The 23,653-nt window shown below is 72.2% G+C and carries 23 protein-coding genes; 8 read left to right on the forward strand and 15 right to left on the reverse strand.

The features are described from left to right. Positions 1-40: 40 nt before the first annotated feature. The 3 genes from ABZU69_RS05400 to ABZU69_RS05410 form a co-directional block, all read right to left on the reverse strand. Positions 41-868 carry an AAC(3) family N-acetyltransferase gene (locus ABZU69_RS05400; protein ID WP_354963173.1) on the reverse strand — a complete coding sequence of 276 codons (828 nt, stop codon included), beginning with the start codon at positions 866-868 and terminating at the stop codon, positions 41-43. Next, positions 852-3,137, reverse strand: coding sequence for an FxsB family cyclophane-forming radical SAM/SPASM peptide maturase (locus ABZU69_RS05405; RefSeq protein ID WP_354963174.1), 2,286 nt, complete (start codon positions 3,135-3,137; stop codon positions 852-854). Before ABZU69_RS05405 ends, ABZU69_RS05400 begins: the two co-directional genes overlap by 17 nt. Positions 3,138-3,200: 63 nt before the next feature. Then, complete coding sequence (locus ABZU69_RS05410; RefSeq protein ID WP_354963175.1) at positions 3,201-3,389, reverse strand: hypothetical protein; 189 nt, start codon at positions 3,387-3,389, stop codon at positions 3,201-3,203. Positions 3,390-3,559: 170 nt separating this feature from the next. Here ABZU69_RS05410 and ABZU69_RS05415 point away from each other — a divergent pair, with 170 nt between their 5' ends. Next, positions 3,560-3,808: a DUF2277 family protein gene (locus ABZU69_RS05415; protein WP_354963176.1), complete on the forward strand. Its 249-nt coding sequence runs from the start codon at positions 3,560-3,562 to the stop codon at positions 3,806-3,808. A 42-nt stretch (positions 3,809-3,850) separates the two neighbouring features. On the opposite strand, the gene ABZU69_RS05420 is transcribed toward ABZU69_RS05415, so the two are convergent. Beyond that, a complete protein-coding gene (locus ABZU69_RS05420) occupies positions 3,851-4,330 on the reverse strand; it encodes a hypothetical protein (protein ID WP_354963177.1) in 480 nt (159 codons plus the stop codon). A gap of 235 nt (positions 4,331-4,565) precedes the next feature. Continuing rightward, the gene (selD, locus tag ABZU69_RS05425) at positions 4,566-5,555 is read right to left on the reverse strand and encodes a selenide, water dikinase SelD (RefSeq protein WP_354963178.1); all 990 of its coding nucleotides are present in this window, start codon (positions 5,553-5,555) and stop codon (positions 4,566-4,568) included. A gap of 194 nt (positions 5,556-5,749) precedes the next feature. Between selD and ABZU69_RS05430 the strand changes: the two genes are divergently transcribed. The 5 genes from ABZU69_RS05430 to ABZU69_RS05450 all read left to right on the forward strand — a co-directional run bounded on the left by ABZU69_RS05430 (position 5,750) and on the right by ABZU69_RS05450 (position 9,570). Continuing rightward, a complete protein-coding gene (locus ABZU69_RS05430; RefSeq protein WP_354963179.1) occupies positions 5,750-6,505 on the forward strand; it encodes an amino acid ABC transporter ATP-binding protein in 756 nt (251 codons plus the stop codon). 57 nt (positions 6,506-6,562) lie between these two features. Continuing rightward, positions 6,563-7,441: a glutamate ABC transporter substrate-binding protein gene (locus tag ABZU69_RS05435; RefSeq protein ID WP_354963180.1), complete on the forward strand. Its 879-nt coding sequence runs from the start codon at positions 6,563-6,565 to the stop codon at positions 7,439-7,441. A gap of 40 nt (positions 7,442-7,481) precedes the next feature. After that, positions 7,482-8,189 carry an amino acid ABC transporter permease gene (locus ABZU69_RS05440; RefSeq protein WP_354963181.1) on the forward strand — a complete coding sequence of 236 codons (708 nt, stop codon included), beginning with the start codon at positions 7,482-7,484 and terminating at the stop codon, positions 8,187-8,189. Further along, positions 8,186-9,154 carry an amino acid ABC transporter permease gene (locus tag ABZU69_RS05445; RefSeq protein WP_354963182.1) on the forward strand — a complete coding sequence of 323 codons (969 nt, stop codon included), beginning with the start codon at positions 8,186-8,188 and terminating at the stop codon, positions 9,152-9,154. The genes ABZU69_RS05440 and ABZU69_RS05445 overlap by 4 nt, the downstream gene beginning before the upstream one ends. Positions 9,155-9,237: 83 nt before the next feature. Next, complete coding sequence (locus ABZU69_RS05450) at positions 9,238-9,570, forward strand: hypothetical protein (protein WP_354963183.1); 333 nt, start codon at positions 9,238-9,240, stop codon at positions 9,568-9,570. Here the strand turns inward: ABZU69_RS05450 and rny are convergent. The 7 genes from rny to ABZU69_RS05485 form a co-directional block, all read right to left on the reverse strand. Next, on the reverse strand, positions 9,567-11,333 hold the full coding sequence (gene rny, locus ABZU69_RS05455) for a ribonuclease Y (protein WP_354963184.1): 1,767 nt from the start codon (positions 11,331-11,333) through the stop codon (positions 9,567-9,569). The two genes, ABZU69_RS05450 and rny, sit on opposite strands and share 4 nt — an antisense overlap. A gap of 617 nt (positions 11,334-11,950) precedes the next feature. Next, positions 11,951-12,649, reverse strand: a complete 699-nt coding sequence (locus ABZU69_RS05460) for a regulatory protein RecX (protein WP_354963185.1) — start codon at positions 12,647-12,649, stop codon at positions 11,951-11,953. 14 nt (positions 12,650-12,663) lie between these two features. After that, positions 12,664-13,710 carry a recombinase RecA gene (recA, locus tag ABZU69_RS05465; protein WP_354963186.1) on the reverse strand — a complete coding sequence of 349 codons (1,047 nt, stop codon included), beginning with the start codon at positions 13,708-13,710 and terminating at the stop codon, positions 12,664-12,666. Positions 13,711-13,894: 184 nt separating this feature from the next. Beyond that, complete coding sequence (locus ABZU69_RS05470; RefSeq protein ID WP_074318010.1) at positions 13,895-14,095, reverse strand: DUF3046 domain-containing protein; 201 nt, start codon at positions 14,093-14,095, stop codon at positions 13,895-13,897. Positions 14,096-14,099: 4 nt separating this feature from the next. Then, the gene (locus ABZU69_RS05475) at positions 14,100-15,425 is read right to left on the reverse strand and encodes an MFS transporter (protein WP_354963187.1); all 1,326 of its coding nucleotides are present in this window, start codon (positions 15,423-15,425) and stop codon (positions 14,100-14,102) included. 124 nt (positions 15,426-15,549) lie between these two features. Then, positions 15,550-16,254 carry a UdgX family uracil-DNA binding protein gene (locus ABZU69_RS05480; protein WP_354963188.1) on the reverse strand — a complete coding sequence of 235 codons (705 nt, stop codon included), beginning with the start codon at positions 16,252-16,254 and terminating at the stop codon, positions 15,550-15,552. A 317-nt stretch (positions 16,255-16,571) separates the two neighbouring features. Continuing rightward, a complete protein-coding gene (locus ABZU69_RS05485; protein WP_354963189.1) occupies positions 16,572-17,912 on the reverse strand; it encodes an aminotransferase class I/II-fold pyridoxal phosphate-dependent enzyme in 1,341 nt (446 codons plus the stop codon). A gap of 34 nt (positions 17,913-17,946) precedes the next feature. Here ABZU69_RS05485 and ABZU69_RS05490 point away from each other — a divergent pair, with 34 nt between their 5' ends. Next, complete coding sequence (locus tag ABZU69_RS05490) at positions 17,947-19,188, forward strand: bifunctional pyridoxamine 5'-phosphate oxidase family protein/GNAT family N-acetyltransferase (protein WP_354963190.1); 1,242 nt, start codon at positions 17,947-17,949, stop codon at positions 19,186-19,188. Beyond that, complete coding sequence (gene leuE / locus ABZU69_RS05495; protein ID WP_089017168.1) at positions 19,188-19,856, forward strand: leucine efflux protein LeuE; 669 nt, start codon at positions 19,188-19,190, stop codon at positions 19,854-19,856. The genes ABZU69_RS05490 and leuE overlap by 1 nt, the downstream gene beginning before the upstream one ends. Before the next feature lie 73 nt (positions 19,857-19,929). Here leuE and ABZU69_RS05500 read toward each other — a convergent pair whose 3' ends face one another. From ABZU69_RS05500 to ABZU69_RS05510, 3 genes are all read right to left on the reverse strand, one after another. Further along, positions 19,930-20,859 carry a sporulation protein gene (locus tag ABZU69_RS05500; protein WP_354963191.1) on the reverse strand — a complete coding sequence of 310 codons (930 nt, stop codon included), beginning with the start codon at positions 20,857-20,859 and terminating at the stop codon, positions 19,930-19,932. A 219-nt stretch (positions 20,860-21,078) separates the two neighbouring features. Continuing rightward, positions 21,079-22,143: a hemolysin family protein gene (locus ABZU69_RS05505; protein ID WP_354963192.1), complete on the reverse strand. Its 1,065-nt coding sequence runs from the start codon at positions 22,141-22,143 to the stop codon at positions 21,079-21,081. Beyond that, the gene (locus ABZU69_RS05510; protein ID WP_354963193.1) at positions 22,140-23,507 is read right to left on the reverse strand and encodes a hemolysin family protein; all 1,368 of its coding nucleotides are present in this window, start codon (positions 23,505-23,507) and stop codon (positions 22,140-22,142) included. The genes ABZU69_RS05505 and ABZU69_RS05510 overlap by 4 nt, the downstream gene beginning before the upstream one ends. Positions 23,508-23,653 lie beyond the last annotated feature (146 nt).

Raw genomic sequence — 23,653 nt, forward strand, 5'->3', positions numbered from 1 at the left:
GCCCTCCCCACGCGGCCGGAACATCAGCGTAGTCCCCACGTCAACGCCGCACCGTCAAGCGGTTCGCGGCAAACCAACCGACCGCGAAGTCCACAGTGGCGCGAAGTGGCAGCAGGCGGGCGCTCGCCCGGCCGACCGTCCCGTGCCGGACGAACGGCTCGGCGTCGAGCGCCGCCCCCACCCTCGGAAAGTCGGTGTCGTCCAGGTCGAGGGCGTGGAAGTCGAGGCGGACCCGACGCCCGTCGACGAGACGGAAGCAGCGGTAATCCCGCCCCGGCGGCGGCACCGGCAGACGGTACTCGGCCAGGTGCAGCGCGCTGCACGCCTCGTAGCCGAGGCCGAGCAGCAGGATCTGCCCGTCCGCCGCGCACAGGGCGCCCACCGGTGAGCGTTCGCCCAGGTGGCAGTCGAGGTCGTGGCCGTCGGTGAGCTGCCGCGCCCGGGGACCGAGCGCGGCGAACGAGGTCTGCGGATGGTCGCTGCGTGCCGCGCCGGGGGCACACCGGACGTACTCGGCGAGCACCCCCATCCGTTGCGAGGGGGTGGTCCGGCGGTCCCAGCCCGGCAGGGCCACCTCGTATCGCGCGAGCTGCGCCGCGTCCATGCCGGCGGTGGCCGCGAGGTACGTCCGGGAGGTGGTCGAGTTGCCGTCGGTCTGGGTGGGCACCAGCAGCGTGCCGGCCGGGCCGAGGACGTCGCGCAGCGCTCCGACGAGCGTCCCCGGGCCGTGCTCCAGCGGGCCCACCCGACGTAGGCCACAGTGCACGAGCAGGCACGCACCCGCACGGACGCCCAGCGCCCGCAGGTCCGCGGCGAGGCCGTCGCGACCCAGCGCGGGCAGGTGTCGTGGCTCATCCGGGCCCGACACGGGTCTCCTCCAGGGCGTGCCGCATCCGCCCCACGAACCGCTCCCCCGCCGGGGTGAGCGTGCGGCTGGCCAACAGCGCGTCGGCGCCGTCCCGGGTCCACGACAGGTAACGGGCCGCGTGCGCCAGCGCGTCCCGATGCTCGGGCCGGTCGGCATCCGCCCGGGAACGCCACACCCGGGTGACCGCCAGGTGCGCGTACACCCCCTGGAGCACCCCCTCGGGCGGCCGGAGGTCCGGTCGCCAGGCCACCCGGATCCGGGTGGCCGAGCTCGGCTCGACGAGGTCGCACAGGTCGAGCACCGCGCCGAGCTTCGCGTGCTGCCACTCGTGCACGAGCAGCACCGCCAGCGCCTCCGGGTCCGCAACGGGGGTGACGGCGACCGCACCGAACGCGTCCCGGGCGGTGGCGCTCCGCAGCGGTCCCGCCGGGTCGGAGGCCAGCGGCACGACGACGCGCAGACCGGCGTCGAGCGCCGCCGCGTGAGCCGGCACGTCACGGTGCACGACACGCCAGGCGTCAGCCAGGGTACGGCCCAACGCGCGCGCCCCCGCGTCGTCCAGGCGGGAGGCGACCGGCTGGCCGTAGCAGTCCCGGTACGGGTCGCCGTCCTCGACGAGCAGGTGGTGGCCGGGCACCGGCACGCGGCGCGTGGGTCGCCAGCCGGCCGGCGGCGGCTCGCCCGGATCGAGGGACACCACCTGCTCCGCCCGCCCGCCACGGACCCGGAACCCGCCCGGGAGCACGGTCACCTCGGCGGTCTCCCCGCCACCGCTGGGCAACACCAGGCTGCCGAGCGTGGGCAGCGTGATGGCGCCGGCCCGCACCGGGACGTTCAGCGCAGTCGGGACGCCCGCGCTCAGGGCGGCGACGATGGCGAGGGCCGGTAACGGGTCACCCGCCCGGGTCGGCCCGGACCGGGTCGACGGCCTGAGAAGGTGCACCAGCCACGGGCGGACGAAGGAGTGCGCCAGGACCGCCCGGACCGCGTCCGGTGCCGTGCCGTCGAGGTGTGCGAGCAACTCCCAGGCGGCGCTGGGGCCGGTCTTCTCCCGCCAGGCCACCAGCAGTGCCCGGGTGATGGAGAGCTGGGTGGCGGCGAGCAGACCGAGGGTGCCCTCCGACTCGTGCCCGGTCGCCAGCTCGTCCAGCAGTTCGTCGACGGGCGAGTCGTCGCGATCGGGGTGGGCGGCGTGGCCCGGCGCCGGGTACGCGGCCACCGTGTCGATGAGGCGGCGCAGGTCGGCGCAGTACACCGAGGGGTTGTCGAACCCGGAGCCGGTGCGCCAACGATGGGCGTACAGCCCGCCGCCGCACCGGTCGACGACCGGGCAGGCTCGGCAGGTGGCGCTGAGCCCGGCCACGCCGGCCTGCCTGACGGCGACCCCCGGGTGCCGGGCCGCCTCGTCCACCGACTGACCGAACACGTCGAATCCGGTGCCGGCCGCGCCGTGGTACGCCGTCTTCAGCGAATCCACCTGTTCCCAGGTGCCGTCCGCCTCGACCACGAGCACGTCGGCCGGGGCGAGGCCGAACGCCTCGGTGCCGCCTCCACCCGGACGCAGCGCCTCGAACAGCCGGATCGACACGGGCCGCCCGTCGTCCACCCACCGCCGGTAGATCCGCCCCAGCCAGTCCGCGTACGGGGTGGCCGTGACGCCGGGGCGGTCGGGAGGGCGGTCCCAGGTGGCGTGCGGCAGCAACAGGTCGACCCGCGGCGGGTGTTCGGCCAGCAGCGCCTCGTACACCCGGTCGGGATCGTTGCGGACGTCGACGGTGCAGAGGATGCCGGCGTAGCTGGCCCGATGAGCCGGTTGACGGAGCAGGGCCAGAGCCCGCCGAACGTGGTCGTGACTGCTGCCGCCGTGGGCGAACACGCGGTGCCGGTCGTTGGCGGCGCGGTCGCCGTCGAACGACACGCCGACCTTCACGTCGTGGTCGACCAGCACGCCGCACAGCTCCTCGTCGAGCAGCACGCCGTTGGTCTGCATGCGCAGGTCGAGCTGGGTCCAGGGCGTGATCGCCGCCCGCAGCTCGGCCACCACCTCGCGTAGCCCGGCCGCGCCGAGCAACAGCGGCTCGCCGCCGTGCAGCACCACGTGCACGACCGGCAGTTCGTGCTCGCGCGCGTGCTCGGCGATCCGCTTCGCGGCAGCCCGGACGGTGGCCGGTGCCATCCGGACCGGTCGGCCACGCCAGGTCTGGTCGGCGTGCTGGTAGACGTAGCAGTGGTCGCAGCTGAGGTCACACCTGCTGTGCACCTTCAGCACGAACTGGCTGACCCGCCGGCAGGATCCGCCCGATCCGGACGAGCCGCACCGGCAGACCATCGATCAGATGGACGAGTTGAAGGCGGCGACGGGAACGGCGCCCGAGGGCATCGACTCACCGGCAAGGACGCGCTGCCGAACCGTCGCGACCAGGTCGGCATGCTCGACGGCGATCCGTTCCAGCGGGGTGTGCAGGCTACGCGTCAGATCGTCGAGCGCTGGACGGGATGGGCGGGTGGGGGCATGGTCCACAATGAGTCTCCGGGGGCCCGGGGCGCGGGAGCGCGAGCGGCGACAATGGCTCGAAAGGCTCTGGTCCGTGACCAGGATAGACAAATATCGACTCAATGTCACCGTCGGTGCGGCCGCCGGCACCGCCGGTGGCAGCCGGGGTGTCGACAGCGACAGATGAGGAGTGTCACATGTGCCGGAGCATCAAGACCCTGCGTGAGCCGTTCACCCCGCAGGTGACCGACGCGGACATCGAGGCGGCGGCGTTGCAGTACGTCCGGAAGATCTCGGGCTTCCGGGCGCCCGCCGCGCACAACGCCGCCGCGTTCGACGCCGCGGTGGCCGCCGTCACCGAGGCCACCCGCACCCTGCTCGACCAGCTCGTGGTCCGGGGAGCCGGGCCCGCCGCCGCCGACCGGACGGCCACCACCTCCAGCTGATCGGCGCGGCACCGCGGACCGGGCCAGCCGGGCCGACCGGGGTCAGGCCGCGGCGAGGGCCGGAGCGACCGTGTCGGGCGCCCAGCGTGAGCGGTGGCACTGCGACCAACCCCGGCAGCCCGGGTCGGCCAACGTGCAGAGCCGCTGCCTGCTGAGCACCTCGCCGTCGTCGGTGTCCCGGATGTCGAAGTGCACCGGGCGGACCGTGCCGTCCGGTGTGACGAGCAGATGCCGGCCGGCGTCGAGCGTGTCGTCGCGCAGCAGGCAGTTGCGGTCGAGCAGTCGGGCCAAGGCGGCGATGCTGGCGTGCTCGGGAAGCCGCTCGGGCACCCCGTAGCAGTCCACGATCGTCGCGAACTCCCCCGGCGCCTGCCAGACGTCGCAGACCACCGCGTACGCCGGCAGCCGGGCCGGGTCGGCCACCGCCAGCGGCATCACCACACGGCCGAGCGCCTCGGCCAGCGCCGGGTAGACCTCCACGGGTCGTACCCGGTCGATTCTCCAGTTCCACAGCTCGGTCATTCCGCCTCCTCGCTGCGTTCGTCCCACCGGCCTCCGGATCGGGCCTTACTGACGATGGTGGGGGGCATATGACCTCAGCCGGGGGCAAGTTACCGGTCTGTGACCATTCCGGGCAAAATTTCCCTGACCGCCAATGCTCAGAGTGGCGGGAAGGTGACAGTTTATCGGGTATGGTGCCCCGCCCACACGACCGGCGGCGCGCGTTCCGAACCGGCGACCGCGCACCGGCAGCCGGTCAGCGCAGGACGACCAGGTGCTCGCCGCGCGGCAGCAACTCGCCCACCACGGGCGCCCCCGGCAGCTCACCGGCGACCAGCAGGCCGCCGGAGGTCTGCGCGTCGGCCAGCAGCAGCGGCTCGTCCTCGCCTACGGCGCCGAAGTCGGTCCACGGGGTGACCCAGTCCAGGTTGCGCCGGCTGCCGCCGCTGACGTACCCGTCGCGCAGCGCCTCCCGCGCACCGGGCAGGTAGGGCACCCGCGCGGTGTCGATCGCCACCGTCAGCCGGCTGGCACGGGCCAGCTTCGAGGCGTGCCCGAGCAGGCCGAACCCGGTCACGTCGGTGCCACACCGGATGCCGGCGGCGACCGCCGCCCGGGCGGCGTCCCGGTTGAGCGCGCTCATCGTGGCCACCGCCTCCGGGAAGATCTCGCCGGTGGCCTTGTGCCGGGTGTTCAGCACACCCACCCCGAGTGGCTTGGTCAGCGACAGCGGCACCCCGGCGCGGCCCGCGTCGAGGGTGATCAGCTCCTCCGGCCGGACGGTGCCGGTGACCGCGAGGCCGTACTTCGGGCCGTCGTCGTCCACGCTGTGCCCGCCGGCCAGGTGGCAGCCGGCCTCCCGGGCCACGTCCTGACCGCCCCGCAGCACCTCGCGGGCCAGCTCCAGCGGCAGCACGTCGCGCGGCCAGCAGAGCAGGTTGAGCGCGACCAGCGGGACGCCGCCCATCGCGTACACGTCGGAGAGCGCGTTGGCCGCGGCGATCCGACCCCAGTCGTACGCGTCGTCGACGACCGGCGTGAAGAAGTCGGCGGTGCTCACCAGGCCGGTCCGCTCATCCAGACGGACCACCGCCGCGTCGTCACCGTGGTCCAACCCGACCAGCAGCTCCGCGGTGCCGGTGGCCGGCCCGAGACCGGCCACCATGATCTCCAGCTCGCCCGGGGGGATCTTGCAGGCGCAGCCGCCGCCGCGGGCGTACCGGGTCAGGCGTACCGGTTCAGTCATCCCCCCATGGTCTCGGTAACCCGCCGTCGACGCCACCGATGGGGCTCGCACGGTGACCGGAATCGGACTCGTCGCGACGAACCCGACCGGTGTTACCGCTCCGTGACCCGCCAGGTTGCGTTCCGCCACATCACGCCGCCTACAGTGGCCGCACCGGGGGTCAACCGACCCCTATCGGGGAGACGACAGGGACGGTGGACGACGTGACGACGGGCGAACCGCTCATCGTGCTGGACGCGGTCAACAAGTGGTTCGGGCCGCTGCACGTGCTGGACGACGTCTCGCTGTCGGTGGGCCGGGGCGAGGTGGTCGTGGTGATCGGCCCGTCCGGCTCCGGCAAGTCGACGCTGTGCCGCGCCATCAACCGACTGGAACCAATCAACTCCGGCACCATCACGTTCGACGGCCAGCCGCTGCCGGCCGAGGGCAAGCCCCTCGCCAAGCTGCGCAGTGAGGTCGGGATGGTCTTCCAGTCCTTCAACCTCTTCGCCCACAAGACCATCCTGGAGAACGTCACCCTCGGCCCGGTCAAGGTCCGCAAGGAGAAGCCGGCCGCTGCCCGCGAGCGCGGCCTGGCTCTGCTCGACCGGGTCGGCATCGCCAACCAGGCGGACAAGTTCCCAGCCCAGCTCTCCGGCGGCCAGCAGCAGCGGGTGGCCATCGCCCGGGCACTGGCCATGCAGCCCAAAGCGATGCTCTTCGACGAGCCGACCAGCGCCCTGGACCCGGAGATGGTCGGCGAGGTGCTGGACGTGATGACCTCGCTGGCCCGCGACGGCATGACGATGGTCGTGGTCACCCACGAGATGGGCTTCGCGCGGCACGCCGCGAACCGGGTCATCTTCATGGCCGACGGCCAACTGGTCGAGGACGCCCCACCGGCGGAGTTCTTCGCCAACCCGCGCAGCGAGCGCGCCCGGGACTTCCTCTCCAAGATCCTCACGCACTAGGCGTCCGTAGTGGAGCACGCCGGCCACCGGCGGGCCCCGTTGAAGAAGGAGAAGTGTATGCGTATCACGCGCGTTGCGGCAGTTGCCGCGGTCGCCGCTCTGGCGCTCGGCCTGACCGCCTGTGGCGGCGACGACGGCGGGGAAGGCACCGGCGCCGGCAGCAAGTCCTTCGCCGCCGGCAGCACCATGGAGAAGCTGAACAAGGCCCAGAAGATCAAGGTCGGCACCAAGTTCGACCAGCCGGGCTTCGGTCAGAAGGGCCTGTCGGGCAAGCCGGAGGGCTTCGACGTCGAGGTCGCGAAGATCATCGTCAAGGAGCTCGGCATCCCCGAGGACAAGATCGAGTGGGTCGAGGCCCCCTCGAAGGTCCGCGAGGACGTGATCGTCAACGGCACGGTCGACCTGGTCGCCGCGACCTACACGATCAACGACAAGCGCAAGGAGCGCATTGCCTTCGCCGGGCCGTACTACGAGGCCGGCCAGAACATCATGGTGAAGAAGGCCGACACGACGATCACCGGTCCGGACTCGTTCAAGGACGGCACCAAGAAGGTCTGCTCGGTCACCGGCTCCACCCCGGCCGAGGAGATCAAGAAGCACGTCAAGGACGTCGGCACCCAGCTGGTGCTCTTCGACACCTACGACAAGTGCCGTGACGCCCTCAAGGGCGGCCAGGTCGACGCCGTGACCACGGACAACGTGATCCTGCTCGGCTACATCGCCAAGGACGAGGCGTCCTTCAAGCTGGCCGGCTCCAACTTCACCAAGGAGCCGTACGGCATCGGCGTGAAGAAGGACGACGCGGACTTCCGCAGCTTCATCAACGACACGCTGGACAAGGCGGTCGCCGACGGTAGCTGGAAGAAGGCCTGGGACGACACCGCCGGCAAGTTCGGCGCGGAACTGGGCTCGGCGCCCACCATCAACCGCTACTGATCTGAACCTTCGATCTGGAGGGTGGAAGGAACACCGACCCGTGAACGTACTCATCGACAAGTTCGACGTCTTTGCGGGTGGTTTCTGGCTCACCCTCCAGATCTGCATACTCGCCGCGATCGGCGCCCTCATCCTGGGTGCCATCGTGGCGGTGCTCCGCATCTCGCCGGTGCCGCCGCTACGCGCGGTGGGCACCAGCTACGTCAACGTCTTCCGCAACATGCCGTTGACCGTGGTGATGTTCTTCGCCGCGTTCGGTCTGCCGGCGCTCGGATCCAACGCGGACTTCCTCCGCATCCCGGTGATCGACTCGTTGTTCACCCGGCTCGGCACGGACCTGCCGTACTTCCGGTTCGCGCTGATCGCTCTGGTGCTGTACACGGCCGCGTTCGTCTGTGAGGCGCTGCGGTCCGGGGTCAACGCGGTGCCCGCCGGCCAGGCGGAGGCGGCGCGATCGCTGGGTCTGACCTTCGGGCAGAACCTGCGCTACGTGGTGCTGCCGCAGTCCTGGCAGGCCTCGGTGGTGCCGCTCGGCTCGGTGATCATCGCGATGATCAAGAACTCGGCGCTGGCCGGCTTCTTCGGGGTGGTCGGCGACCTGTCGGCCACGGCCGACCAGCTCACCGGGGCCGAGGGCTACGCCTTCGTCCCGGTCGCCATCGGCATCTCGATCGGTTACCTGATCATGACCGTGCCGCTCGGCACCCTGCTGGACCGGATCGAGAAGCGACAGGCGGTGGCCCGATGAGTCAGCAGACCAGCGTCCTCTACGACGTCCCCGGGCCCCGGCAGCGGCGGATCACGCTGATCAGCAGCATCGTCGCCGGGCTGGTCCTGCTCGTCGGGGCGTACTTCCTGATCTACCGGCCCCTGGACGAAAAGGGCCAGTTGTCGATGGAGTTGTGGGGTCCGCTGGTCGACCCCTCCAACGAGAACTTCTCCCTGGTATGGGAGCGGATCGGCCTCGGCTTCAAGAACACCCTGATGGCGGCGGCGATGGCCATCGTGGCCTCGCTGGTGGTCGGCACGCTGCTGGCGGTGCTGCGGATCCAGCTCAAGAGCCTGACCCGTCGCAAGTTCACCGGGCTCGCCACGCCGCTGGCGTACCTGCTGCGGGGGCTGAGCACGCTGCTGTCGGCGATCACCCGGGTCTGCGTCGAAGTGTTCCGCGGCCTGCCGGTCGTGATCACCATCTTCTTCGTGGCCCGTGGCTTTCCCGAGTTCGGCATCGCCTTCGACAACCTCTGGTATCTGGTCATTGGCCTGACCATCTACAACTCGGTGGTGATCGCCGAGATCCTCCGCTCCGGCATGGAGGGACTACCTGGCGGCCAGGCGGAGGCCGCCGCCGCCATCGGGCTGTCCCCGGCACAGACCACCCGGATGATCCTTCTGCCGCAGGCATTCCGGATCATGCTGCCGGCGCTGATCAGTCAGCTGGTGGTAGTGCTCAAGGACACCTCACTCGGCTTCATCATCAGCTACGAGGAGACCCTGAACATCGGCAAGCAGATCATCGGCGCACTGGGTAACCCCATCCAGGTCTACGTCGTGATCGCCGTTCTCTTCATCGTGGTGAACTACTCGCTGTCGAAGCTCGCGCAGTACGTCCAGCGCCGGCTCGCCCAGGGCCGCAAGACCGCGAACACCCCGGCACAGAATCCGCCGCCCGCGGCACTGATGTCCCAGGCCGAGGGCGGCGGGGGCATCTGAGACTCAGCTCACCGTGAGAGGGCCAGCCCGGAGTCCGGGTTGGCCCTCTCACTTCGCTCCGTGAACAGGGCAAACTCTCACCAATGAACACCGTCGCCCAGTTCGTCGTCGGGACAGTGGTGGCGCCGGCCGGCGCCGTCATCGTCTACCTGCACGGAGTGTGGGCGGGCCACTTCATCGACCTCCGGGCCACCAGCGAGTACTGCTCCGCGAAGCCGTTGGCGTCGACGCCGACCAGCACCGACTGGCTGCCGCTGAGACACCTTTGTCGCTACAACGACGGCACCACGGCGGATCTCGTTCCCTCGAACGTCAACCCGATCGCGTTCCTCTGCCTGGCCGTCGCGGTGGTCTGCACCGCACTCGCCGTACGATCCGCCCGCGGAGCAGGCCGAGCTGCCGGTGTCGCGGACTAGCGGGCGATCTCGGTGACCCGGGACTCGCGGACCACGGTGACCCGGATCTGACCCGGGTAGGTCAGCTCCTCCTCGATCTGCTTGGCCACGTCCCGGGCCAGCACAGCCGCCCCGATGTCGTCCACGTCGTCCGGCTTGACCATCACCCGGATCTCCCGGCCGGCCTGCATGGCGAAGACCTTGTCGACGCCGAGCTTGCTGGCCGCGATCTCCTCGATCCGCTCGAGCCGCTTGACGTACGCCTCCAGGCTCTCCCGGCGCGCGCCCGGCCGACCGCCGGAGCAGGCGTCGGAGGCCTGGGTGAGGACGGCCTCGATGGTCTGCGGGGGCACCTCGTTGTGGTGCGCCTCGATGGCGTGCACCACGTCCTCGTGCTCGCCGTACTTGCGGGCCAGGTCGGCGCCGATGATGGCGTGGCTGCCCTCCACCTCGTGGGTGAGCGCCTTGCCGATGTCGTGCAGGAACGCCGACCGTTTGATGGTGGGCACGTCCAGCCGCAGCTCGGCGGCCATGAGGCCGGCGATGTGCGCGGTCTCGACGAGGTGCTTGAGCACGTTCTGCCCGTACGAGGTGCGGTAGCGCAGCCGGCCCAGCAGGGTGACCAGCTCGGGGTGGATCTCGGTGATGCCGACCTCGACAAGGGCGTCCTCGGCGGCCCGGTGGCAGAGCTCCTCCACCTCGTGCCGGGCCAGGTCGTAGACCTCCTCGATCCGGTGCGGGTGGATCCGCCCGTCCAGCACCAGCTTCTCCAGGGTTAGCCGGCCGACCTCCCGGCGTACCGGGTCGAAGCAGGAGAGCAGCACCGCCTCCGGGGTGTCGTCGATGATCAGGTTGACCCCGGTCACCGACTCGAAGGCGCGGATGTTGCGCCCCTCCCGGCCGATGATGCGCCCCTTCATCTCGTCGCCGGGCAGGTGCAGGACGCTGACCACGCTCTCCGCGGTCTGCTCACTCGCCACCCGCTGGATCGCGTCGACCACGATGTGCCGGGCCCGCTGCTCGGCGGTGCTGCGGGCGTCGGACTCGATGTCCCGCACCAGCAGCGCCGCCTCCCGCTTGGCCTGCGTCTCGATCGCCTCGATCAGCTCCAGCCGGGCCGCCTCGGCGGTGAGCCCGGCCACCCGCTCCAGCTCCCGGCGGCGCAGCTCCTCCGCCTCGGTGAGCTCGGCTTCCCGTCGGGTGAGCTCGGCCTCCCGGGCGGCCAGTGCGGCGCGGGCCCCGGTGAGCTGCCGCTCCCGCTCGGCGAACCGCTCCACCTCCTCGGTGTGCAGCCGCTCGCGCTCGTCCATCCGGGCCGCCCGGCGCTCCACCTCGGCCGCCTGCTCCCGGGTGGTGGCGGCGAGCACCGCCACCTCCCGCTCGCCGCTCCGACGGGCCGTGGTGCGCAACTGCTCAGCGTCCGCCTCGGCCTGCTTGTGCGCCCGCTCCAGCACCGTGTCGGCCTCCGCGCGGGCGTCGTCGAGCACCCGGCGGGCCTCGGCCCGGGCCGCCTTCGCCTCTGCCTTCGCCGCCGCGGCCTCGGCCCGGGCGGCCGACGCCGCGGACTTCGCCACGTCGATCGTGCTGTTGGCGTGGTCGGCCGCGCTGCGCAGGGCGGCCAGCGACTGCTCCTGGCGGTCCTTCTCGGCGATGAACGCCGGATCCTCCGGCACCGGGGCCGCGCCGACCCGGCGCAGCGTCCGGACGCCGAAGAGCACCGCGCCGACCACCACCACGGTCAGGACCAGTACGGCGGCGAGGAGCGCCATGTCGAAGGTGCTCATGCCGGGACCTCGTGCGGACCGCCGGTGAACTTGTGCCGCCCCGCCATGGCCGCCTCCCCCTGGATACGTCGGCGCCGCAGCGACCGTGCCGAGGGCACGCTCCTGCGGCTCTGGACGCCCGACCGGAGCGACTGGCCGTGGGTAGCTCTCTCCGCCGGCGGTGCCCGCGGGCATCGTCGGCGGCCGGGTGCAGTTGTCGCGCCGGCTCCGGACCGGCCTGCCCGGAGCTGCGATGAATGGCCGGTTGCGCTGGCCAAAGTGATGCTGTTCTGTTACGCGATCTATGTTGTGCGCTTAGCCTGCGCTTGGTCGGGCAATGTGAGCCTGTATGGCGAGGCTAGGTCTCCGGAGGCGGTCTGGTCAAGAACTCATGATCAAACCCCCCGAACGGAGAGAAGCCGCCACATCACCACGTGCTGATGTCGAGCCGGACACGGGCGGACAAACTCCGTGAGTGGGCTCGGTCAGTGAGCGTGTCCGCCCTGCTCAACCCGGCCCAAGCGCCCACTGGATGACACTCGGCCGTCCAGGCCGGCCCGGCGGTGTGACCCATCCGTCCAATTGCGGACATCCGCCGAGTGGCGCGGCGGGTCGGCCCCGGGCATCCACCCGGCCGCTCACCCGCCCGGGTGGTTGTCCCGCTCCAACTCGCCCTCAGCGTCGGCGAGCGCGTCGGCGTCGATCTGCTCGGCGAACTCGGCCGCCTCGGCGCTCTGCGCGGCGATCGCGTCCTTCACCGCCCGGATCGCCACGCCCGGCGGGTAACCCTTGCGGGCCAACATGCCCACCAGCCGCCGGAAGACCGCGTCGGGCTCACCACGGGCGGTGCGCAGCTTCCGCTCCACCAGCGCGCGGGCGGTCTCCGCCTCGGTCTCCTCGTCCAACTCGCCAAGCGCCTCGGTGGCCACCTCGCCGTCCACGCCCTTCTGGCGCAGCTCGTTGGCGAGCGCCCGCCGGGCCAGACCCCGCCCGGAGTGCCGACTGGAGACCCAGGCCCGTGCGAACGCGGCGTCGTCGATGATGCCGACCTCGTCGTACCGGTCGAGCACCTCGGCCGAGACCTGCTCGGAGATGCCCCGCTTGGCCAGCGCCCCGGCCAGCTCGGCCCGGGTGCGTGGCCGGACGGCGAGCTGGCGCAGGCAGATCTCGCGGGCCACCTCCGACTCGTCGCGAGGTGGTGACGGGGACTCGGCCGCGTCGGCCTCCCCGGACCGGCCACGGCGACCCCGCCGGGGACGGGGTGGATCGCTGGCGTCGCCCGTACGGGGCGGACTGGCATCCCAGCCCCGCCCCGTACGAGCGCGTCGTCCTGCCACGGGTCAGCGACCGGTCAGAAGTCGACCGGCGGCAGCTCCGGGCCACCGGCGGCGTCACTCGCGCCGACCCCGACGCCGAGCTTCTCCAGGATCTTCTTCTCGATCTCGGCTGCCACGTCCGGGTTTTCCTTCAGGAACTCCCGGGCCTTCTCCTTGCCCTGGCCGAGCTGGTCGCCGTCGTACGTGTACCAGGCGCCGGACTTGCGGATGATCGCCTGCTCCACGCCGACGTCGATCAGCGAGCCCTCGCGCGAGATGCCCTTGCCGTACATGATGTCGAACTCGGCCTGCTTGAACGGCGCGGCGACCTTGTTCTTCACGACCTTGACCCGGGTGCGGTTACCGACCACGTCGGTGCCGTCCTTGAGGCTCTCGATGCGGCGCACGTCGAGCCGGACCGACGCGTAGAACTTCAGCGCCCGGCCACCGGTCGTGGTCTCCGGGCTGCCGAACATCACGCCGATCTTTTCCCGGAGCTGGTTGATGAAGATCGCCGTGGTGCCGGTGTTGCTGAGCACACCGGTGATCTTCCGCAGCGCCTGGCTCATCAGCCGTGCCTGGAGACCCACGTGGCTGTCGCCCATCTCGCCCTCGATCTCGGCGCGCGGCACCAGGGCCGCCACCGAGTCGATCACGATGACGTCGATCGCGCCGGAGCGGATCAGCATGTCCGCGATCTCCAGCGCCTGCTCGCCGGTGTCCGGCTGGGAGACGAGCATCGCGTCGGTGTCGACCCCGAGGGCCTTCGCGTACTCCGGGTCGAGCGCGTGCTCCGCGTCGATGAAGGCCGCGATGCCGCCAGCCCGCTGGGCACTGGCCACCGCGTGCAGCGCCACCGTGGTCTTACCGCTGGACTCGGGACCGTAGATCTCGACCACTCGGCCACGTGGCAGACCACCCACACCGAGTGCCACGTCGAGCGCGATGGAACCGGTCGGGATCACGGCGGTCTGGATGACGGGCCGCTCCCCCAGCCGCATCACCGAGCCCTTGCCGAATTGCTTGTCGATCTGAGCGAGAGCAAGGTCGAGTGCCTTCTCCCGGTCAGGCCCTGCTGCCATGGTTGCCACCCCTGCCTTCGCCGGCGTCTTTGCTGAGCTTCGCGTCACGCGGACACGCTAGGCGCTGGGTCCGACAGAAAACCAGCCGACGGGCCGCGAGCTGTGGACGAGCACCCCGCTGTGGACAATAGCCGAACAGGTGTACGACTCGACAAGCGACACGCGGAAGCCGCGAAAAGGCTGCTCAGCGTAGTCGCGCGGGCACGCGGTCGGGATACGCGGCGCAGACCGCCCGCCACACCACGTGCGTCTGCTCCCCCGACGCCAGCGCCTGCTCGATGGTGCGTCCATCGAGCTGGGACAGCACCTGGTCGCGGGCGATGCTGGCCGCGTAGCCGGGGCCGAAGGCCTCCTCCAGCCGCGCCCAGAAGTCGGTCAGCCGCACGTGATCAGCCCTCCTCGTCCGGTGCCCCGGTCGGCACCGGCCGCAACGCTAGCGCCACCAGGGGCACCGTCGCGACCGCCGCGAGCAGGGTGAGCACCGGATAGCCGGCCACCTGCATGACAAACCCGCTGACCATGGCGGCGCCGGCCCCGGCCAGCCCCATGGTCAGGTCGGACAGCCCCTGGACGCTCGGCCGCACGCCGCCCGGCACCGACTCGGAGAGCAGCGTCGAGCCGGCCACCATCGTCCCCGACCAACCCAGCCCGAGCAGGACCAGCCCCACCGAGAGCCGGGGCGTGTGGTGCCCGGCGGTGCCGGCAACCGCGCACGCGGCCAGCAGCAGCGCCACCCCGCCGAGGATCACCACCCGCCGGCCGAGCCGGTCGGTGAGCCAGCCGACCAGCGGGGAGAACGCGTACATGCCGGCGATGTGCAGGCTCAGCACGATGCCGACGAGCCGCAGCACGTCGGCGTCGGCGTGCGACTCACCGAGCCGGACCGGGGTCATCGACATCACCGCCACCATCACCAGGTGGCCGACCGCCACCGCCGCGATGCCGAGCCGGGCGGCGGGCCGTCCGCGTACCACCGACCAGGCCGCCCGCATCCCGGCGCCGCGCGGCGCGCGCACCCCGACCGGCGCGGCGGCCGCAGCCGGCACTTCGGCGGGCGGCGCGTCGGCCGCCGCGAGACGGCGCGCGGTGAGCAGCGGGTCGGGCCGGAGCAACCCGAGGAGTACGCCGCCAGCCAGCACGAACGCGACCGCGCTGAACGCGAACGGGCCGGCCAGCGGCGGCAGCCCCCAGCCGGTGGTGACCCGGTCGGCCAGCGCGGCGAAGTTCGGCGCGGCCACCGCGCCGATGGTGGTTGCCCACACGATCAGGGAGAGCTGCCGGCCCCGGCGGGCCGGCTCGGCGAGGTCCACCGCCGTGTAGCGGGCCTGGAGGTTCGCGGCGGTGCCTCCGCCGAAGAGCAGCATGCCGAGGAAGAGCAGCGGCACCCAGCGGGTGGCCGCGGCCAGCACCACCAGCACGCCGCCGACGGCGCCGACCACGTACGCCATCACCAGACCCGGCCGCCGGCCGTGCCGCGCCATGATCCGGGTGACCGGGACGGCGAGCAGCGCCGCGCCCACCACACCGGCGCTCTGCGCCAGCCCGGCCACCGCCGTGCCGGCGATCCGGGCGGCGAGCAGGGCACCGACGGCGATGCCGATGGTCACGCCGACGCCGCCGATGATCTGGGTGGTGAAGAGCAGCCGCAGGGTACGGCGCTGGATCGGCGCGACGTCGGGCCGGACGGTACGCGGCGCGGTCAGGTCGGTGGCCATCGGCGCTCCTTAGGATGGGGGTGCCCCATCCTCGCGCACCCGTGCCGACCAGCGGCAGTGGGTTTCGCTGTCGGCCGAGCCGACGCTCGTCCCTCCGGCGCCGCGGTGTCAGGGCGGGGCGGTGTCAGCCGGACAGGGCGCGGGAGGCGACGGTGAGGTCGGCGACCAGCCCCTCGTACGCCTTGTCCTGATCGTCGGCGCGCAGCACCGCGGACGGGTGGATGGTGGCGAGCAGGCGGGCCTCGGGCGCGTCGGCCCGCTTTCCGGCGTTGTCCACCGGCACCCGCTGGAAGTCCTCCGCGTGCTGGGCCGACGCGGGCCAGGGCAGCAGCTCGCCCCGCTGGCGGGTGACCCGGAAGGACGGGCCGAGCAGCGCCTTGGCTGCTGTCGCGCCGAGCACCACCACGATCTCCGGGCGCAGCCGGGCGAACTCGGCGACCAACCACGGCCGGCACGCGGTGATGTGCACCCGGTCGGGGGTCTGGTGGATACGCCGCTTGCCGCGCAACTCGAAGCGGAAGTGCTTGACCGCGTTGGTCAGATAGATCTGCGAGGAGTCGAGCGCGGCGTCGTCGGCGGCCTTGCGCAACAGCCGCCCGGCGGGACCGACGAAGGGCAGCCCCTTCTGGTCCTCCATGTCGCCGGGCTGTTCGCCGACCAGGACCACCCGGGCGCTCTCGTCGCCCCGGCCGAAGACCGTCTGCGTGGCGTCCCGGTACAGCTCGCACCCCTGACAGCCACCCGAGGCGGCGCGCAGCTCGTCGATGGTGTCCGCGCCCGGCGGGATGAACCGCTGGGCGCCCGGGGCGCTCCCGGTCTGCTCGGCCATGCCGACTGTTATATACCCGTTCGCCGCCCGATGCCGGGTACGCCATGGTGGAGCGCCAGCACCGTCGGCCGGGCCGCGTCAGTACCCGTTGCCGCCGTCACCACCGGACGCGATCGCGATCAGCACGATCACGATGATGATGATCACCACCGCCACCGCGATCCAGAGCCCCTTGCGCGAGCCACCTGAAGCCATGTCTTCCACCTCCGGCGGCCCGCATACCCACCCCAACCGCTGTGAATCGTCGCGATAGCGCGCTTTCTGCCCTACCCAACCGCGCAGGCCCGGCGGCGACAGCCGCGCCCAACTCCGTTGGGTCAGGTGGAGAAGCCCGGTGGTGGGGCGGGATGGGCGGCGCGGGCCAGGGCGGCGGCCAGGGGAACCAGGTCCGGAATGGTGAGAGGGCTGACGGTGATGCGCAGCGCGGGCGGGGCGGCGATCCGGTAGAGGGCTCCGGGGGCCACCGACCAGCCGGCGTCGCGCAACGCGGTGACCGCGCTGGTCTCGTCCGCCACCGGCAGCCAGACGTTGATGCCGCTGCGGCCGTGCGCGGCCAGGCCGTGCTCCGCCAGCGCGGCCAGCAGCCCCGCACGCCGCTGCTCGTAACTCTCCGTCGCCCGCTCCACCACCTCGGCGACCGCCGGGTCGCGCCACAGCGCGAGCACCAGTCGCTGGAGCACGGTGGAGACCCAGCCCGCGCCGACCCGCGTCCGGCCGGTCACCCGAGCCACCGTGGTCTCGTCACCGGTCAGCACGGCCAGCCGCAGGTCGGGGCCGAAGGGTTTGCTCACCGAACGGAGGAAGGCCCAGCTCGCGGTCGCGCCGGCCAGCGGGTGCAGCGGTACGCGGGCCAGCTCGGCGGCGTGGTCGTCCTCGATGAGCAGCAGGTCGCGCCGGCCGGCGAGCAGCGCCCGCAGCGCCTCGGCCCGGGCGGCGGAGACGGCCGCGCCGGTCGGGTTCTGCGCCCGGCTGGTGACGACCAGCGCCCGCGCGCCGGCGGCCAACGCGGCGGCCACCCCGGCCACCAGCGGCCCTTCGTCGTCGAGCGGTACGCCGATCGGGCGCAGCCCCAGCGCGGCGACCAGGTCGAGCAGGTTGGCCCAGCCCGGATCCTCCACCGCGACCGCGTCGCCGGGACGCAGGTGGGCGCCGAGCAGCCGCTCGATGCCGTCCAGCGCGCCGCCGGTGAGGGTGAGCTCCCCGGCCGGCACACCGTCGGCGCTCAGCCGGGCACGGGCCGCCGCGGCCAACTCGGGCAGCACGCCGGCGTCGGAGTAGCCGACCGGCGGGCCGGTTTCGGCGGCCAGCGCCGCCAGGTGCGGGCCGAGGGCGGGCAGCAGCCGGGGGTCGGGCTCACCCCGGGACAGGTCACGGGCCCCGGGCAACGACGCCGGACGCAGCGCGGAGCGGCGGGCGGCCACCGGCGGGCGGGGGCGGACCCGGGTGCCGTGCCGACCGGCGGTGGCGAGCAGGCCGCGCTGGCGCAACTCCTGGTAGGCGCGGGCGACCGTGGCCGGGCTGACGCCCAGTTCAACGGCGAGCACCCGGACCGGTGGCAGGGCGGCACCTGGCGGCAGGCCCCCCGTGCGGATGCCCGACTCGATGCTGGCCGAAATCGCGACGGCCGTCGCCCCGGCGAACTGATAGCGTGCTGACACAAACAGGAGATTGTACTAGAACAAAGGGGCGAGCATGTACCCACCCACCGCCCGGACCATCCCCAGCCGTTCCCGGGACCGGATGAGCTACGACCGGGCCGCCGCGCACGCCGTGCTCGACGAGGCGTACCACTGCGCGCTCGGGTTCACCGTCGACGGCCAGCCGCGGGTGCTGCCCACCCTGCACGTACGCATCGGCGACACGCTCTACCTGCACGGCTCCACCGGCAGCCGGCCACTGCTCGCCGCCCGGGGCGACGGACTGCCGGTCTGCGTCACGGTGACCCTGCTCGACGGGCTGGTCTACGCCCGCTCCCAGTTCCACCACAGCGCCAACTACCGCTCGGTGGTCGCGCTGGGCACCGCCCGACTGGTCACCGACGAGCGGGAGAAGACCGCCATGCTCACCGCACTGGTGGAGAAGGTCGGCGCGGGACGCAGCGCGGCCAGCCGCCCGCCCAACCGGCGGGAGCTGGCCGAGACCGCCGTGCTGGCGCTGCCACTGCGCGAGGTGTCGGTCCGGGCCCGCACCGGTGGGGTGCGCGAGGACGAGGCCGACCTGCACCTGCCGCACTGGGCCGGGGTGCTGCCGCTGCGGCTGACCGCCGGGCTGCCGGAGCCGGACGCCGGGGTCACCGCGCCGCTGCCGGCGTACCTGCGGCCGAACCGGTCGACCTGGCTGGAACCGGTGGTGCTGCGCGGCGAGCACGTGCTGCTGGAGCCCCTGGACCCGAGCCACGCCGAGGGCCTGTACGCCGCACTCGACGACCCCGAGGTGTGGCGCCACATCGGCAGCCCGCGACCGACGAGCGTGGCCGAGATGACCGGCTACATCGGCGCCGCGCTGGAGGCTCACCAGCGGGGCGTGCGGGTGCCGTGGGTGCAGCGCTGCGCGGCCACCGGCACGGTGGTCGGCACCACCTCCTACTACCAGCCGGACGAGGAGCTGCGAACTCTGGAGATCGGCTACACCCAACTCGGCCGGCGGTGGTGGCGCACCGGGATCAACACCGAGGCCAAGCTGCTGCTGCTCACCCGAGCCTTCGGGGAACTGGATGCGACCCGGGTCACCTGGCAGACCAGCACGCTCAACGAGCGCTCGCAGCGGGCGATCGAGCGACTCGGCGCCACCCGGGAGGGCACCCTGCGGGCCAACCGCATACGCGCCGACGGAAGTTGGCGGAACTCGGCGCTCTACTCCATGCTTACCGACGAGTGGCCGAACGCACAGGTCAGGCTGCGGGAAAGGCTTCTCCGGACGGCACCCGTGGCGTGATGATGGCGGGCGTGCTGGGGATCACCGACATCTGGACGTACGTGCTGGGCACCGTGGCCATCATCCTGCTGCCCGGGCCGAACTCACTCTTCGTGCTCTCCACCGCCGCCAAGCGGGGAGTGGCGGCCGGTTACCGCGCGGCCGGCGGGGTGTTCGTCGGCGACGGGGTGCTGATGTTCCTCTCCGCCGCCGGGGTGGCGTCGGTGCTCAAGGCGTACCCACCGCTGTTCCTGGTGATCAAGTACGCCGGTGCCGCGTACCTCGGTTATGTCGGGGTGACCATGCTGCGCGGCGCCTGGCGGCGCTGGCGCGACCGCAACGACCCGAGCACGCCGCGGCTCATCGACGCCGCGGAGCCGGCGGCGATGCGCAGCCCGTTCCGCAAGGCGCTGGTGATCAGCCTGCTGAACCCGAAGGCGATCCTGTTCTTCATCTCGTTCTTCATCCAGTTCGTCGACCCCGGCTACGCCTGGCCGGCGCTGTCCTTCCTGCTGCTCGGGCTGATCGCCCAGGTGACCAGCGCGATCTACCTGACCGCGTTGATCTTCGCGGGCACCTTCCTGGCCACGCAGTTCCGCCAGCGTCGCCGCCTCGCCGCCGGCGGCACCACCGCCGTCGCCGCGCTCTTCCTCGCCTTCAGCCTCAAACTGGCCACCGCCTCGGTGTAAGGAAGGGCCCCCTGTTAACGCCTGCGGTAGAGGAGGGGGCCCCTATTAACACCGTTGACGGGCACAGGCCCCGCTAGGTGCCGTCGCCGCCGGAGCCGCCGCCACCGACTCCGGCATTACCGGCGGTGCCGCCGAGGCCGTAGCCGGGCCGGACCGGCTCGTCGGGGTGGCGGCTGACGTGGGCGGACTCGTCGAGCCGCGCGGACCAGTCGGCGTGTGCCGCCGCCGCGGCGTGCCGGTTGATCGCCTGGCGCAGCCAGCCGTCCACGGTGGCGATCCAGTCCCGCCGGTCGGCGTCCGCATGCCAGATCCGGAACCGGCTGATGCTCTGATGGGTGATCCCGGCCAGCGCCAGCCGGCGGTCCATCCAGAAGATCGCCTCCAGGCCCGCCGAGTTGGTCACGAAGATCACCTCCAGCTCGGTGATCGGGCCGGCGTAGAGCGGCGCCACCCAGTACCCCCACCGCTGGTGCAGCGGCAGGGTGTGCGCCACCCCCGGCAGCGCACCCTCCTGCAGACCGGCCTGGCGGATCATGAAACCCAGCGTCTCGAACGCCGCCAGCACGTGCTGCTGAGTGGGAATCGGGTGCACGAAGACCGGCACCATCGCCCCCTGATCCAGCTCCGGGTCGACGGAGACCTCGGTACGCAGCCCCATCCGCAGGCTCAGCAGCGGCACCCCGCCGAAGATGGTCACCGGGGTCTCCCACGGCAACGGCAGCGCGAAGTCGACCGCCCGACGCCGACCGGCCGGTACGACGAACCGGCCGGCGATCGGCAGCTGAAAAAACTGCACCAGGCGCCGGGCGGCGGCCGGATCATCCGGCTCGACCGTGGTGACCAGGCCGAGCCGGATGTGCCGCACCAGTACGTCGTCCGGCCCCGCCGTCAACGTCACGCGGCCCGGCAGGCGCAGGCCCGGACGGGTACTCGGGTTGGGAAGTGTGGTCTGCACGGACAGCCCGGTCCAGCCGGACTCCCGGGACACCCCCGTCAGCCGCACCGCGCCCCCTGTCAGGCCACGCCCCCAGCCACCCCAGCCCCGACGAGGCCACCTCAACTGTCGCGGACCCCGCGCCTGGTCACCCCGGCTTCCGCGAAGAGAAACCACCCCTCCGGTTCATCGCACCTGGTCACCCCGACTTCCGGGAAGAGGGACCATCCCTCCGGTTCATCGCGGCCGGTCACCTCTACTTCCGCGAAGAGAAACCACACCTCCGGTTCATCGCAACCGCCTCCCGCGCGGCACCGTGTCGGTCTCGTCGTCGAACTCGCCGATGACCTCCTCCAGCAGGTCCTCCAGGGCGACGAAGCCGATCGGCCGGGCCGGGCCACCGCCGTTGCGCACCAGCGCGAGCTGGGACTGCCGGGCCCGCATCGCGGCCACCGCCTCGGTGACCGAGGACGTCGCGGGCAGCGTGAACGCGGGCGTCATCAGCTCACCGGCGGTGGCGACGCGACCGGTGGTGACCACCCGCACCGCCTCCCGCACGTGCACCAGGCCGCAGACGTCACCCGCCGCGTCCAGCACCGCCAGCCGGGACCGGCCGCTGTCCCGGCTGACCTGCTCGATCCGCTCGGCCGGGTCGCCCCGGCGGACGGTGACCATGGTGGCGAACGGCTCCATCACCTGCGCCACCGACGTGCCCTGCAACTCCAGCATGCTGGTCAGCAGTTGGTGCTGCTCGGCGCCGAGCAGCCCGTGCTCGCGTGACTGCTCCAGCAGGATCCGCAGCTCGTCCGGGCCGTGCACCTGGGCCAGCTGATCCTGCTGGTTGACACCGAACAGCCGCAGGATCGCGTTGGCCAGCGCGTTCAGCGCGGAGAGCACCGGCCGGGACACCCGGGCGAAGGCACGGAACGGCAGCGCGAGCAGCGTCGCCGAGCGCTCCGCGTCGGTGATCGCCCACGACTTCGGCGCCATCTCCCCCACCACCAGGTGCAGGAAGGTGACCAACCCGAGGGCGAAGACCAGGGCGATCAGGTGGCCGGCCGCGTCCGGCAGCCCCACCGCGTGCAGCAGCGGACTGAGCAGGTGCTCGATCGCCGGCTCAGCCAGCGCACCGAGCCCCAGGGTGCAGAGGGTGATGCCGAGCTGCGCCCCGGCCAGCATCAGCGACAACTCGCGGACGCCGTCCAGCGCCGCCCGAGCCGCTCGGCCACCGTTGGCCGCCGCCTGCTCCAGGCGGTACCGCTTGCTGGCCACCAGGGCGAACTCGGCGGCCACGAAGAACCCGTTCAGCGCCAGCAGGATCACCGAGCTGAACAGCGCGATCCCCGGACTCATCGGGACACCTCGCGCCGGTCGCCCGGGTCGGTCAGCCGCAAGCGCACCGAGTCGGCCACGTGCCGGTCGACGGCCAGCACCTCGACCAGCGCCCGGGGTTCGGCCTCGCCGTCCTCGGCGTCGGCTCCGTCGGGCAGCAGGCTGATCTCCAGTCGGTCGCCGACCTCCGGCACCCGGCCCAGCTCCCGCATGACCAACCCGGAGAGGGTGTCGTACTCCGGGGCCTCGGGCAGCGCGATGCCGGTGCTGTCGGCGACCTCGTCGATCCGCCAGCGGGCCGGCACCACCCAGGACCCGTCGTCCTGCCGGGCGGGTGCGCGCTCCGGCGGGTCGTCCTCGTCCCGGATCGGGCCGACCAGTTCCTCGGCGATGTCCTCCAGCGTGATCACGCCGGCGAAGCCGCCGTACTCGTCGACCACGCAGGCCATCTGTCGGTGCCCGGACCGCAGCCGGTCGAGCACCGTGGGCAACGGCAACGTCTCCGGCACCAGCAGCGGCGGCCCGGCCACCGCGCTCACCGGGGTGGTGGCCCTCTCCCCCGGGGGTACGCCGAGCACGTCGGCGATGCCGACGATGCCGATCAGGTCGTCGACGCCCTCCGCGCCGCGCACCGGGAACCGGGAGTGACCGGTGTCCAGCAGCTCGACCACCCGGCTCACCGGCTCGTGCGCCCGTAGGGTGTGCACGTCAACCCGGGGCACCATGGCCTCGCCGGCGGTCAGCTCGCGGAAATCCAGCCCCCGGTCGAGCAGCGTGGACATCTCCGCGTCCAGGCTGCCCTCCTCGCGGGACTCGGCGATGATCTGTTCCAGGTCGGCCGGCGTGGCGCCGCTGGGCAGCTCCTCGATCGGCTCGATGCCGACCCGACGGAGCAGCCGCACCGACGCCCGGTCGAAGAGCCGGATCACGGGCCCGGCGACGGTGAGGTACGCCAGGGTGGACCGGCTCAGTGCCCGGGCCAGCGGCTCGGCCCGGGCGATGGCCAGGTTCTTCGGGGCCAGCTCACCGAGGACCATCTGGACCACGGTGGCGATGACCAGCGCCAGCGCCACCGACAGCGGCAGGCTGACCGCCTCGCCGACGCCGGCGACGCCGAGCAGGTCGGCGAGGCCGCCACCGAGGTACGGCTCGGCGACGTAGCCGACCAGCAGCGCGGTGACGGTGATGCCGAGCTGCGCGCCGGAGAGCATGAAGGAGAGCCGGCTGGTGACGGTCAGGGCCCGGGCGGCAGCCGCGTCGCCGTCATCGGCGAGCTGGCGCAGCTTGCCCCGGTCGACGGCGACATAGCCGAACTCCTGCGCCACGAAGTAGCCGGTGGCGGCGGTGAGCACGATGATCAGAAGGAGACCGACGACGATCAACACGGGTCGCTCAGGGCTCCCGGGGTCGTCGGAACGGGGATATGCCGGGCACGACCCGGCTGGCTACTGCTGCCCTCCTGGGCAGAAGAGTCGATCATGCCTTCATTTTACCGGCGCTGGCTGGGACTCCGCTGAGGGTGGGCCGAAGG

This window comes from Micromonospora sp. NPDC005206 (assembly GCF_040608175.1).
Classification (GTDB): domain Bacteria; phylum Actinomycetota; class Actinomycetes; order Mycobacteriales; family Micromonosporaceae; genus Micromonospora.